Annotated in this window: 15 protein-coding genes; 3 read left to right on the top strand and 12 right to left on the bottom strand. The window is 41.8% G+C overall.

Features of this window, described 5'->3' with window-relative positions:
- Window positions 1–936: 936 nt before the first annotated feature.
- From rpsQ to rpsJ, 11 genes are read right to left on the bottom strand one after another with little or no spacing between them, the layout of a single operon-like run.
- Window positions 937–1194: a 30S ribosomal protein S17 gene (rpsQ, locus tag H5154_RS13210; protein ID WP_016709053.1), complete on the bottom strand. Its 258-nt coding sequence runs from the start codon at window positions 1192–1194 to the stop codon at window positions 937–939.
- Entirely contained in the window at window positions 1194–1385 is a 192-nt protein-coding gene (rpmC, locus tag H5154_RS13205) for a 50S ribosomal protein L29 (protein WP_054552371.1), read from the bottom strand. The genes rpsQ and rpmC overlap by 1 nt, the downstream gene beginning before the upstream one ends.
- Entirely contained in the window at window positions 1385–1798 is a 414-nt protein-coding gene (rplP, locus tag H5154_RS13200; RefSeq protein ID WP_002957890.1) for a 50S ribosomal protein L16, read from the bottom strand. Before rplP ends, rpmC begins: the two co-directional genes overlap by 1 nt.
- A 12-nt stretch (window positions 1799–1810) precedes the next feature.
- Window positions 1811–2512 (bottom strand): 30S ribosomal protein S3, encoded by a 702-nt coding sequence (gene rpsC, locus H5154_RS13195; RefSeq protein WP_054206128.1) that lies wholly within the window; start codon window positions 2510–2512, stop codon window positions 1811–1813.
- A gap of 11 nt (window positions 2513–2523) precedes the next feature.
- Entirely contained in the window at window positions 2524–2856 is a 333-nt protein-coding gene (rplV, locus tag H5154_RS13190) for a 50S ribosomal protein L22 (RefSeq protein ID WP_004588690.1), read from the bottom strand.
- A gap of 14 nt (window positions 2857–2870) precedes the next feature.
- Window positions 2871–3149 (bottom strand): 30S ribosomal protein S19, encoded by a 279-nt coding sequence (gene rpsS, locus H5154_RS13185; RefSeq protein ID WP_010561269.1) that lies wholly within the window; start codon window positions 3147–3149, stop codon window positions 2871–2873.
- 15 nt (window positions 3150–3164) lie between these two features.
- Complete coding sequence (gene rplB / locus H5154_RS13180; RefSeq protein WP_007376192.1) at window positions 3165–3989, bottom strand: 50S ribosomal protein L2; 825 nt, start codon at window positions 3987–3989, stop codon at window positions 3165–3167.
- Between the two features lie 17 nt (window positions 3990–4006).
- Window positions 4007–4309 carry a 50S ribosomal protein L23 gene (gene rplW, locus H5154_RS13175; protein ID WP_054206127.1) on the bottom strand — a complete coding sequence of 101 codons (303 nt, stop codon included), beginning with the start codon at window positions 4307–4309 and terminating at the stop codon, window positions 4007–4009.
- Window positions 4306–4911 carry a 50S ribosomal protein L4 gene (gene rplD, locus H5154_RS13170; protein ID WP_054206126.1) on the bottom strand — a complete coding sequence of 202 codons (606 nt, stop codon included), beginning with the start codon at window positions 4909–4911 and terminating at the stop codon, window positions 4306–4308. Before rplD ends, rplW begins: the two co-directional genes overlap by 4 nt.
- 17 nt (window positions 4912–4928) lie before the next feature.
- Window positions 4929–5564 carry a 50S ribosomal protein L3 gene (rplC, locus tag H5154_RS13165; RefSeq protein WP_054206125.1) on the bottom strand — a complete coding sequence of 212 codons (636 nt, stop codon included), beginning with the start codon at window positions 5562–5564 and terminating at the stop codon, window positions 4929–4931.
- A 27-nt stretch (window positions 5565–5591) separates the two neighbouring features.
- The gene (rpsJ, locus tag H5154_RS13160) at window positions 5592–5903 is read right to left on the bottom strand and encodes a 30S ribosomal protein S10 (RefSeq protein WP_002957900.1); all 312 of its coding nucleotides are present in this window, start codon (window positions 5901–5903) and stop codon (window positions 5592–5594) included.
- A 419-nt stretch (window positions 5904–6322) separates the two neighbouring features.
- Between rpsJ and plsB the strand changes: the two genes are divergently transcribed.
- A complete protein-coding gene (plsB, locus tag H5154_RS13155; protein WP_182718561.1) occupies window positions 6323–8767 on the top strand; it encodes a glycerol-3-phosphate 1-O-acyltransferase PlsB in 2445 nt (814 codons plus the stop codon).
- Window positions 8768–8781: 14 nt separating this feature from the next.
- On the opposite strand, the gene tesB is transcribed toward plsB, so the two are convergent.
- The gene (gene tesB, locus H5154_RS13150) at window positions 8782–9639 is read right to left on the bottom strand and encodes an acyl-CoA thioesterase II (RefSeq protein WP_145237887.1); all 858 of its coding nucleotides are present in this window, start codon (window positions 9637–9639) and stop codon (window positions 8782–8784) included.
- A 76-nt stretch (window positions 9640–9715) separates the two neighbouring features.
- Between tesB and H5154_RS13145 the strand changes: the two genes are divergently transcribed.
- Together H5154_RS13145 and H5154_RS13140 are read left to right on the top strand one after the other, a co-directional pair.
- Complete coding sequence (locus H5154_RS13145) at window positions 9716–10174, top strand: EVE domain-containing protein (RefSeq protein ID WP_182718560.1); 459 nt, start codon at window positions 9716–9718, stop codon at window positions 10172–10174.
- 87 nt (window positions 10175–10261) lie between these two features.
- A complete protein-coding gene (locus H5154_RS13140; RefSeq protein WP_149980444.1) occupies window positions 10262–11293 on the top strand; it encodes a cytosolic protein in 1032 nt (343 codons plus the stop codon).
- Window positions 11294–11324: the final 31 nt, after the last annotated feature.

Genomic DNA, 11324 nt, shown 5'->3' with positions numbered 1-11324 from the left:
GCGGGCTGCGGGCTGCGGGCTGCGGGCTGCGGGCTGCGCAGAAAAACATCAGCCTTTGCATTTGCAAAGGCTTTTTATTATCTCAATCGGCACATTCTTTTTATTATAATAGATTAGAGACTTATGATTTAACAAAACCTTCCTACCTATTAAATAGGTGGATAGTTGATAATTGATAGATTCTCTACAGAAAATTGGCTTATAAGAAAACTAACTATATGAGGATATACATTTGAGCCGAACCATGAGCTAAACAATTGCTCAATAAAAAAACAACATAGTAAGACTAAGCCCCCCACCAATCTCCTAAGGAAATAATTTGGATGAGAGTCTTCTTCTTTTATTTGTGGCTTTTCTTTGTGAATATTAAATGTGATGACATTGCAGTTTTTATAAATGTGAATATTGTTTTTTTCTTGCATAAGATTTCCTTGTTTATTACAGGCACAACTAAACCCACATTAAGGTTACCTTGATGTGTATTGTTAATTTTTGTTTGAAGTAGAGCTGTGCTTATGGGCTATAGAAATGATACATTACGGTTGGATAACTTAGAGCTCTTTTTAATTAGCACCTCCTTTCTTGATTACTTATTTAAGCCTTATTACCACTTGATGGAACCATTATAAACCCAAAAGAAGAATTTGTTAAATAACACAAATCACCACCCAAAGTCAAATATAAAAGACATTAAAAATCAACACTTTAAAAATTAACTGTTATTCACATATTAATAGCATTCCTTTGTAGTACTATAAATATAATGCAAGTGTATTCGTGGCGTTATTTTCTCTTTGTTGTCCTAGACTCAACCCAAGCTACGGTGGGGAAATTTACTCCGCGCTGACGTCTGAAAGCTTACCGCTAAAAGCTGCTCCAAACGCAAAAAGCCCCAGCTAATGCCGGGGCTTTTTATAAAACAGACTTAATTAAAAATTAAGCTTGTTTTGGACTAGAAATAACGTCTACTAATGTCCAAGACTTAGTCTTAGAGATTGGAGCGCATTCACGGATAGTAACAACGTCACCCGCTTTTGCTGTGTTATTTTCGTCATGTACGTGTAATTTAGTCGTACGTTTGATGAATTTCCCATAGATTGGGTGCTTCACGTAACGTGCGATAGCGATAGTGAAAGATTTTTCCATCTTGTCGCTGATTACAGTGCCTTGAAGAGTACGAATTTTATCACTCATTATTGACCTGCCTTCTGGTTAATAACTGTTTTTACACGCGCGATATCGCGACGTACTGTTCTTAGCGTGTGAGTTTGAGCTAACTGACCAGTGCTTGCTTGCATGCGCAGGTTAAACTGCTCACGAAGAAGACCTAGAAGTTCAGCATTAAGCTCTTCTACGCTTTTATCTTTTAGTTCGCTTGCTTTCATCACATTACCGTCCGAGTTACGAAAGTTGTTTTGAATGGCAGTTTACGAGCAGCAAGGTCGAATGCTTCACGAGCAAGCTCTTCAGAAACACCTTCCATTTCGTAAAGTACTTTACCAGGCTGAATTTCAGCAACCCAATATTCAACAGAACCTTTACCTTTACCCATACGAACTTCAAGAGGCTTTTCTGTGATCGGTTTGTCAGGGAAGACACGGATCCAGATTTTACCTTGACGTTTCACGTGACGTGTCATGGCACGACGAGCTGCTTCGATTTGACGAGCAGTCATGCGGCCACGGCCAGTAGCTTTCAAACCGAAAGTACCGAAGCTTACTTTGTTACCGTTTTGCGCTAAACCACGGTTGCGGCCTTTGTGCATTTTACGGAATTTTGTACGTTTTGGCTGTAACATTACTCGCTACCTCTACTTAGCACTTTTTTTGGCTTTCTTTGGTGCGCGTTTAGCTGGCTTCTCTTGCTCTTGTACTAGTGGTAAACCACCAATAACTTCGCCTTTGAAGATCCAAACTTTAACACCAATGATACCATAAGTGGTTAAGGCTTCAGAAGTTGCGTAGTCGATATCAGCACGAAGAGTATGTAGAGGTACACGACCTTCACGATACCATTCTGAACGTGCGATTTCTGCGCCGCCAAGACGACCGCTAACTTCAACTTTGATCCCTTTAGAACCGATGCGCATTGCATTTTGTACCGAACGCTTCATAGCGCGACGGAACATAACACGACGCTCTAGTTGAGAGGCAATGCCGTCTGCTACTAGTTGTGCATCTAGTTCTGGTTTACGTACTTCAGAAATATTGATCTGAGCAGGTACACCAGCAATCTTAGTTACCGCTTGACGTAATTTTTCTACGTCTTCGCCTTTTTTACCGATAACAACACCCGGACGAGCCGTGTGAATTGTTACGCGGATTGATTTTGCTGGACGCTCAATAACGATTTTAGACACAGAAGCCGCTTTCAATTCCTTAGTAAGGAATGTACGTACTTTGTGATCGCCAAAAAGCTGTGCAGAGAAATCTTTTGAACTCGCGTACCAGGTAGAAACCCAAGGTTTAGATATACCTAGGCGAATACCAGTAGGATGAACTTTTTGTCCCATTACTTATACTCCTAGCTATCTGAAACCACAACAGTGATGTGGCTTGTACGCTTAAGGATGCGGTCTGCGCGTCCTTTAGCACGTGGCATAATACGTTTCATTGTTGGACCATCGTCCACAAAGATCGTTGTTACACGTAGCTCATCAATGTCAGCACCTTCGTTATGCTCTGCGTTAGCAATAGCAGACTCAAGTACTTTCTTAACTAATACAGCCGCTTTCTTAGGGCTGTACGCCAGGATTTCTAGTGCGCGATCGACAGGTAACCCGCGGATCTGATCTGCAACTAGACGTGCTTTTTGCGCCGAACCAGAGGCGAATTTATGTTTAGCTAATGCTTGCATTTATCATTCCCCTCTTAACGTTTCTTCGCTTTCTTATCCGCAGCGTGGCCACGGTAAGTGCGAGTTGGTGCAAATTCACCTAGTTTGTGACCGATCATTTCGTCAGAAACGAAAACTGGTACATGCTGGCGACCATTATGGACAGCAATGGTCAATCCGATCATGTTAGGTATGATCATTGAACGACGGCTCCAAGTTTTAATTGGCTTCTTGTCACCGCTTTCCAAAGCTTTCTCTACCTTCTTCAGCAAGTGTAGGTCTATAAAAGGACCCTTCTTGAGAGAGCGTGGCATGGCTATTCCTCAATATTACTTAGTACGACGACGTACTATAAATTTATCCGTACGCTTGTTCTTACGCGTCTTAGCACCTTTAGTCGGCTTACCCCATGGAGACACAGGATGACGACCACCAGATGTACGACCTTCACCACCACCGTGTGGGTGATCAACCGGGTTCATGGCAACACCACGAACTGTCGGACGAATACCACGCCAGCGATTTGCACCTGCTTTACCAAGTGAACGAAGCATATGCTCAGCATTGCCTACTTCACCTAGCGTCGCACGACAATCTGATTCAACTTTACGAACTTCGCCTGAACGAAGACGTAATGTTACATACTGACCATCACGAGCAAGGATTTGAACGTATGCACCAGCAGAACGTGCGATTTGAGCACCTTTACCTGGTTTTAATTCTACGTTGTGAACAGTCGAACCTACAGGCATATTGCGCATAGGTAATGCATTACCAGGCTTGATTGGTGCATCAACACCAGACTGGATTGCATCACCAGCTTTTAAGCCTTTTGGTGCGATAATGTAACGACGCTCACCGTCTGCATATAATACAAGTGCGATGTTTGCGCTACGATTTGGATCATATTCTAAACGCTCAACAGTGGCTGGAATGCCATCTTTAGTACGTTTAAAATCGATTAAACGGTAATGCTGCTTATGACCACCACCGATATGACGAACCGTAATACGACCATTGTTATTACGACCACCTGATTTAGAGTTTTTCTCTAATAGTGGTGCGTATGGCTTGCCCTTATGTAGATCTGGGTTTACCACTTTAACTAGGTGACGACGACCCGCAGAAGTTGGCTTACACTTTTGAAGTGCCATAATTCTAACTCCCCTTATTACTCGGCGCCGCCGACAAAGTCTAGTTCGCTGCCTTCTTTAAGAGTAACGTAAGCTTTTTTCCAGTCGCTACGACGACCGAAACGTGCGCCAGTACGTTTTGTTTTACCCTTAACATTAAGTGTGCGAACACCAGTTACTTCCACTTCAAAAAGCTTCTCTACAGCTGCTTTAACTTCAGCTTTAGTTGCGTCATTTACTACTTTGAAAACAATCGTGTTGTTTTCTTCAGCAGCAATAGTGCTTTTTTCAGAGATATGTGGAGCAAGGATCACTTTTAAAAGACGTTCTTCACGAATCATGCTAGCGTCTCCTCAAGTTGCTTAACAGCAGCTGCTGTAATAAGTACCTTATCGAAAGCGATTAAGCTTACAGGGTCGATACCAGCTACATCACGCGTGTCAACCTTGTACAGGTTACGTGCCGATAAAAATAGATTCTCATCTACTTCTTCAGTTACGATTAGAACATCTTTAAGCTCAAGTTCTTTAAGCTTAGCAACTAGTTCTTTAGTTTTTGGTGCTGCTAGAGCAAAACTTTCAACAACGATTAAACGCTCTTGACGAACTAATTCAGATAAAATGCTTTTGATCGCACCGCGGTACATTTTACGGTTTACTTTTTGGCTGTGGTCTTGTGGTTTAGCTGCGAAGCTAACGCCACCTGAACGCCAAATTGGACTACGGATTGTACCAGCACGTGCACGGCCAGTACCTTTTTGAGCCCATGGTTTTTTACCACCACCGCTTACTTCAGAACGTGTCTTCTGAGCACGAGTACCTTGACGAGCACCTGCTGCGTATGCAACAACTACTTGATGTACTAATGCTTCGTTAAACTCACGTCCAAAAGTAGCTTCAGAAACTTCAAGACCGCCAGAAGCGTCTTTAATTGCTAATTCCATCACTAAATCTCCAGGACTTATGCTTTAACAGCAGGTTTAACGATAACGTCACCGCCGATAGCGCCAGGTACTGCACCTTTAACTAAAAGCAAGTTACGCTCAGCGTCAACGCGTACTAGTTCTAAGTTTTGAGTCGTTACACGCTCAGCACCCATATGACCGGCCATTTTCTTACCTTTAAACACCTTACCAGGTGATTGGTTTTGACCGATTGAACCAGGAGCACGGTGAGATAGAGAGTTACCATGTGTAGCGTCTTGCATGCTGAAATTCCAGCGCTTAACACCACCTTGGAAACCTTTACCTTTAGAAGTACCGGTTACGTCAACTTTGTTGATTTCGTTGAATAATTCAACAGTAAGCTCAGCGCCTACTTCAAAATCGCCTTCACCACCATTTAGGCGGAATTCCCACAGACCGCGACCCGCTTCAACACCAGCTTTAGCGAAGTGACCCGCTGTTGCTTTGTTTACACGGCTTGCTTTTTTAGTGCCTGCGGTTACTTGAAGCGCGTTATAACCGTCTGTTGCGTCAGATTTGATCTGAGCAATGCGGTTAGGTGTCGCTTCAATAACTGTCACAGGGATAGATACACCATCTTCAGTGAAGATACGTGTCATACCCACTTTACGACCGACTAGACCTAATGCCATTTTCCTAAAACCTCTCTAATCTTTCGATTAACCCAGGCTGATTTGAACATCAACACCAGCAGCAAGATCTAAACGCATAAGTGCGTCAACAGTCTTGTCAGTTGGTTCTACGATGTCGATCAGACGTTTATGGGTGCGGATCTCGTACTGATCACGCGCATCTTTATTAACGTGCGGTGATGTAAGTACAGTAAAACGTTCAAAGCGTGTAGGTAGTGGAATTGGACCACGTACTTGTGCGCCAGTGCGTTTCGCAGTTTCCACGATTTCCGCCGTTGATTGGTCAATCAAACGGTGGTCAAAAGCTTTTAGGCGAATACGAATGCGTTGATTTGACATTCTTAAACCTCAATATAAAGAGCATTTAAAAGAGCATAAAAAAACGACCGAAACAATCTTAAAAACATAAGATGCCGGTTGTTGATTTATATCTACGTTGAGTTCCAAATCGGAACTCCTGTTTTATTAGCTTGAAATCCAAGCTTAATGTTCCTTCCAAGTTCCCGGGGGAATTTTGAAAGCCTGCGTATTATAGTGATATTGGTGATAAATGCAACAACTATTTCAAACTACCAGAATGAGGATTATTTATACTGTAAAAAAGGGTTGTCACTATGTCGTCATTACTGGGAATTTACTATAGTTAGGAAGCCATGCAATCGGACTTGGCACTAATGATAATGGTCAGTCCAGTTTTTAATTGTTATTATTCATCCTTATTTTGCTTTTATCTCTTAATCCTTAACCTTGGTGAGTTGATGCGTATTTTTAATTATTGCTTGAATTTTGTGTCTATGGTGATGAATCGCCTATTTGTGAAAAGCAAAGTACTGCCCGAGAACCCAATTGAACAATACGGTCTTAATCCCGCCTACCCTACTTTTTATATAGTTAAACTTAATGCTCGCTCAGATTTAGCAGCTCTTGACCGAGTTTGTAAGAAGTACAACCTGCCCAGACCAACTGAACAACAGCTGTTGGGTAATGCAGAGTTAGACCGCTTTATTGGCCTACAAAATCCACCACCACTGTTTGGCAGCCAAGCGAAGCCAACTGACGCGCTAAACCAGGGTAAACAAATAATTGCTCAACTATTTACCAGTGGCGAAAAAAACGTGCAAGTCATTCCGGTCACTATTTTATGGGGTCGTAATCCAGGTAAAGAAAAACCAGGTTTAGGTACGCTGGTTTCGCACTCACTTACACCTAGCTGGTTTCGTAAGTTTTTTGTATTACTGTTTTCAGGGCGTGATAACTTTATACGCTTTAGTCAACCGTTGGATTTATCGTTATTAGTAAATGAAAAAGCCGATGTTGATGAGTTACCTCATAAATTACTTCGCGTCGCTAGGGTGCATTTTCGGCGTCAAAAATTGGCGGCAACGGGCCCTAAAATGCCCTCACGCGAGCAACTATTTAATTCATTGTTAGCATCACCGACTATAAAAAAAGCAATTAACGATGAAGCAAAAAGCAAAAAAATCAGCCATGAGCAAGCACGGCAAAATGCGTTAAAGCTATTAGATGAGATTGCTGCTAACTACAGTGATGCCACCATACGTGTTGCAGATCGTGTATTAACCTGGCTATGGAACAAGCTCTATAACGGCATTGATATAAAATACACCGAACAAATCCATGATCTAACCAATAAAGGTCATGAAATTATTTATATGCCGTGTCATCGCAGCCACATGGATTACTTATTACTTACCTACTCGATTTATCATCTTGGTTTAGTACCACCACATATTGCTGCTGGTATTAACTTAAACTTCTTCCCAGCAGGCGGCATATTCCGCCGCAGTGGCGCATTTTTTATCCGCCGCTCATTTGCTGGCAACAAGCTTTACTCTGCTGTATTTAAAGAGTATTTAAGTCAGTTGTTTATCAAAGGTTACTCAGTTAAGTTTTATACTGAGGGCGGACGTAGCCGTACCGGGCGTTTACTACCACCAAAAACAGGTATGTTGGCAATGACACTGCAAGCTATGTTACGTGGTATTGATCGCCCTATTTCGATTGTGCCGGTGTACATTGGTTATGAACACGTCATGGAAATAAATACTTATCTGAAAGAACTCGCAGGTGATGATAAAAAAGGCGAGTCGATTTTCGGTATTTTCAAAGCCATTAAAAATCTCAAAAACTATGGCCGCGGCTATTTGAATTTTGGCGATCCGATTTCGGTTAATCAATATTTAAATGAGCATCAACCTGATTGGCGTGAATCTATTCACCCAACTGATGTTCAAAAACCACAATGGCTTGGTCCGCAAGTGGCGACTTTAGCGGATAAAGTGATGGTTAATATTAATAGTGCCGCCGCGCTTAACGCAGTTAATTTACTGGCAATGATCTTACTGGTAAATGATAAGCAAGCATTGAGCAAACCTAAATTGTTAGCACAACTAGACTTTTACTTACATTTACAACGTAGCGCTAGTTACAGTGAAAAAATCACCACCCCAGATGAAACTTCATCACAGTTACTCGAACATGCTTTAAAGTTGAATAAATTTGACGTTATAAGCGATGAGTTTGGCGAGATTATCGCGATTAACGATAAAGAGAAAATCCTCTTTAACTACTACCGTAATAATATTCTTCATGTGTTTTCCGTACCAAGCTTACTGGCACTGCATATATTTAAAAGCCATAAAACGACAGTATCGCAGTGCCAAAAATTGGTTAACTGTTTTTACCCGATGTTTGCTAAAGAATGGTTTTTACACGAACTTGATGAAAATTATATCACCCGCATACTGGCCAGCTTTGTAGATCAAGATTTAATAGAAATTGATGGTGATAACATAAAAATCACCAACAGTAATGATTGCTTAGCCAAGCTGGAAATTCTAGGTCGTGCGCTTAGCTTAACCCTGCAACGCTACGCCATTGTGATTGGCTTTATTCAAACCAGTAAAGAAATTGAACGCGCAGAACTTGAACGCGAAAGCCAAGTATTAGCGCAGCGCTTAGGTACCTTGCATGGTATTAAGACTCCTGAGTTTTTTGACAAAAAAGTATTGGTAGGCTTTATTAGCAACTTGCGCGAACAAAATTTAATTAGCGAAACCGAGAATGGCTTACAGGGCAGTACTGAACTTTGTGAAGTGTATATTCATCTTAAAGCCTTGCTGCCAGCGCGAGTCTGGCAGTCAATTAGTGATATTGTGCAAGGACAATGTAAGCAAAAATAACTGCAAGCGGCATATTAACGCTGACGCATTACACCTTCTTGGATCGTTGAGGCAACTAAATTGCCTTGACGGTCAAAGAACTGACCACGCACCAACCCCCGCCCTGAGCTCGCACTTGGGCTATCAATGGTATATAAGATCCAATCATCCATTCGAAACGGACGATGAAACCACATCGCATGGTCAATTGTTGCTACTTGCATGTTTGGCTGCATAAACGAGACACCATGGGGCTGTAGAGCCGTTGGTAAAAACTCAAAGTCAGACGCATACGCCAATAAATAGTTATGAATACGTTGATCATCTGGCATCTCGCCATTGGCTTTGAACCAAATATGTTTAACCGGCTCCATTACCTCTGGCTTAAATGGGTTATGAAAGGTGACCGGACGCATTTCAATCGGCATTTCGCGAATAAACTTATTGCGGATCACCTCAGGTATATGAGATGCGTGCTCTTGATAAAACTCCAGTGATGAGCGCAGCTCCTCAGGAGCAGGTACATCCGGCATAGTAGCTTGATGCGACAAGCCATCTTCAGCACCTTGAAATGATGCCGTCATATAAAAAATAGGTTTTCCATATTGAATAGCACTAACTCGGCGAGTACTAAAGCTCTTACCATCACGGATCGTTTCAACATCGTACACAATTGGCTTTGCAGCATCACCAGGGCGTAAAAAATAAGAATGCAGTGAATGAACAATACGGCCTTCCGGTAAGGTTTCTTTAGCTGCAGACAGTGCTTGGCCCATGACTTGACCACCAAATACCGCACGAAAACCCAAATCTTGGCTTTGCCCTCGATACAAGCCCTGCTCTATTTCTTCTAACGTTAATAACGACAATAAATCATCTAAAACTTGGCTCATAGTTGCTCCTCAATCCCATTTAGATTTTAATGATACTATAGACAAGTATGATGTAAATATTTCAAGGATCCTAGTTATGGCGTATTGGTTATTTAAAACTGAACCCGATGCATTTTCAATCGACGATTTAAAAAGCGCCCCTGCACAAACCACTGCATGGGAAGGTGTGCGCAACTACCAAGCCCGTAATTTTATGCGCGAGGGCGTAAAGCTCGGCGATTTAGTAATGATTTACCATTCTAGCTGTAAACACGTCGGCGTTGCAGGTATCGCAATAGTGACTGCTGAAGCCTACCCAGATCCTTGCCAGTTTGATTTAAGCAGTGATTATTACGATCCTAAATCAACCTGTGATAAACCGAGATGGGTTGTGGTTGATGTAACCTATCAGCAGCATTTAAATAAATTAGTCAGCTTAAAAGCGATTAAAGAAAACGACGCCATCACCGAAATAGCTCTAAAAAAAGGTGGTCGATTATCGGTAATGCCAGTGACTAAAGCGGATTGGCAAGCAATTATAAAAATGGCAGAGTAACAACAATAATTTGCTGCTAATACATCACGTTTTCCTTCTTTTTCCAAATTTGCTAAAATAGTTGGCTTGTTTTAGTTAGGGGGTTAGATGAAATTACTGTATTGGTTAGATGAGTGGTTAACTCTACCTCAAGATGAACAGCAAACCAGATTACCTATCTCTGGAGGCGATTTACTTGGCGATGTTTTTGTTAAGTATCACTTTATTGATATAAATAAGCCTTTATTGTTCACCTTTTCTCCTGCAGGTACTAATTACCAAGAGCATGATCTCAATGATGATTTTAGCCCTTGGGGATTTCAACTAGCGCAAAAACAACATGTGAATGTTATTTCTTTTCAGCACTTAGGAATAAGTAATTGGTTTAGACACCGTAATTTACTGTTTTTCCTCGAGCAACTCGCTCCCTTGCTAACACCCTTTACCCAGAGATTAGGCTACGGCTTAAGCCGAGGTGGCTTTGCTGTGGGTGCATTTGCTAATTTACTAAAGCTAGATAAGGTACTGTTATTTCACCCTGTTAGCACCAAAAATAAAGCACTTGCTCCTTGGGATGACCGCTCAAGTACCGATATAGCACAACAATTCGATTGGGAGCAAGATTACCACGATCTCGATTTAGGCAATGCTAAAGGCTATATAATTTACGACCCGACCAATCGTATTGACCGTGGCCATGCTAAGCGCTATTCGCAACTAACCCACTTACGCGTGTTTGGTATGGGTCACAGTACCCATGCCACCTACCTAAATAAATTTGGCTTCTATAAACAAGTGGCCGTCGACTTTATTAGCCATCAACAAGTCGATATTGCGCAATTTCGCCTACAAACCAAAACCCTGCGCTTTAAAGAAGACTATTATAGAAGGCTCAACAAGGCGAATGCTAAATCGGCACACCGCCAAGTATTATTAAGCAAAGCGCACAACATACTAATTGATGAAAAAGCAGCGCATGTGCAAGAGCATCAAGCAAAAATTGATATTCAACCATTGATTGATGTCGCGCTAAAGCACCAAGATGAACACCCTAAGGATGCCATTCAGCTGCTGGAAGTTGCTCAGCAACTTGCCCCTGATGATCCTTTAGTGGAGCACAAACTAAAACAGTTAAAATAAAAAACCGTGCTTGTTTAATCAAGCACGGTTG

The organism is Pseudoalteromonas sp. SR44-5 (genome assembly GCF_014163675.1).
In the GTDB taxonomy this organism is placed as follows: domain Bacteria; phylum Pseudomonadota; class Gammaproteobacteria; order Enterobacterales; family Alteromonadaceae; genus Pseudoalteromonas; species Pseudoalteromonas rhizosphaerae.
The sequence above is the reverse complement of the archived record's forward strand: the minus strand, read 5'-3'. Positions and strand labels throughout refer to the sequence as shown.

Excerpts from the sequence above, each read along its gene's own strand:
- rpsQ (WP_016709053.1), bottom strand. The coding sequence starts at position 1,194 with ATGAGTGATAAAATTCGTACTCTTCAAGGCACTGTAATCAGCGACAAG.
- rpmC (WP_054552371.1), bottom strand. The coding sequence starts at position 1,385 with ATGAAAGCAAGCGAACTAAAAGATAAAAGCGTAGAAGAGCTTAATGCT.
- rplP (WP_002957890.1), bottom strand. The coding sequence starts at position 1,798 with ATGTTACAGCCAAAACGTACAAAATTCCGTAAAATGCACAAAGGCCGC.
- rpsC (WP_054206128.1), bottom strand. The coding sequence starts at position 2,512 with ATGGGACAAAAAGTTCATCCTACTGGTATTCGCCTAGGTATATCTAAA.
- rplV (WP_004588690.1), bottom strand. The coding sequence starts at position 2,856 with ATGCAAGCATTAGCTAAACATAAATTCGCCTCTGGTTCGGCGCAAAAA.
- rpsS (WP_010561269.1), bottom strand. The coding sequence starts at position 3,149 with ATGCCACGCTCTCTCAAGAAGGGTCCTTTTATAGACCTACACTTGCTG.
- rplB (WP_007376192.1), bottom strand. The coding sequence starts at position 3,989 with ATGGCACTTCAAAAGTGTAAGCCAACTTCTGCGGGTCGTCGTCACCTA.
- rplW (WP_054206127.1), bottom strand. The coding sequence starts at position 4,309 with ATGATTCGTGAAGAACGTCTTTTAAAAGTGATCCTTGCTCCACATATC.
- rplD (WP_054206126.1), bottom strand. The coding sequence starts at position 4,911 with ATGGAATTAGCAATTAAAGACGCTTCTGGCGGTCTTGAAGTTTCTGAA.
- rplC (WP_054206125.1), bottom strand. The coding sequence starts at position 5,564 with ATGGCATTAGGTCTAGTCGGTCGTAAAGTGGGTATGACACGTATCTTC.
- rpsJ (WP_002957900.1), bottom strand. The coding sequence starts at position 5,903 with ATGTCAAATCAACGCATTCGTATTCGCCTAAAAGCTTTTGACCACCGT.
- plsB (WP_182718561.1), top strand. The coding sequence starts at position 6,323 with ATGCGTATTTTTAATTATTGCTTGAATTTTGTGTCTATGGTGATGAAT.
- tesB (WP_145237887.1), bottom strand. The coding sequence starts at position 9,639 with ATGAGCCAAGTTTTAGATGATTTATTGTCGTTATTAACGTTAGAAGAA.
- H5154_RS13145 (WP_182718560.1), top strand. The coding sequence starts at position 9,716 with ATGGCGTATTGGTTATTTAAAACTGAACCCGATGCATTTTCAATCGAC.
- H5154_RS13140 (WP_149980444.1), top strand. The coding sequence starts at position 10,262 with ATGAAATTACTGTATTGGTTAGATGAGTGGTTAACTCTACCTCAAGAT.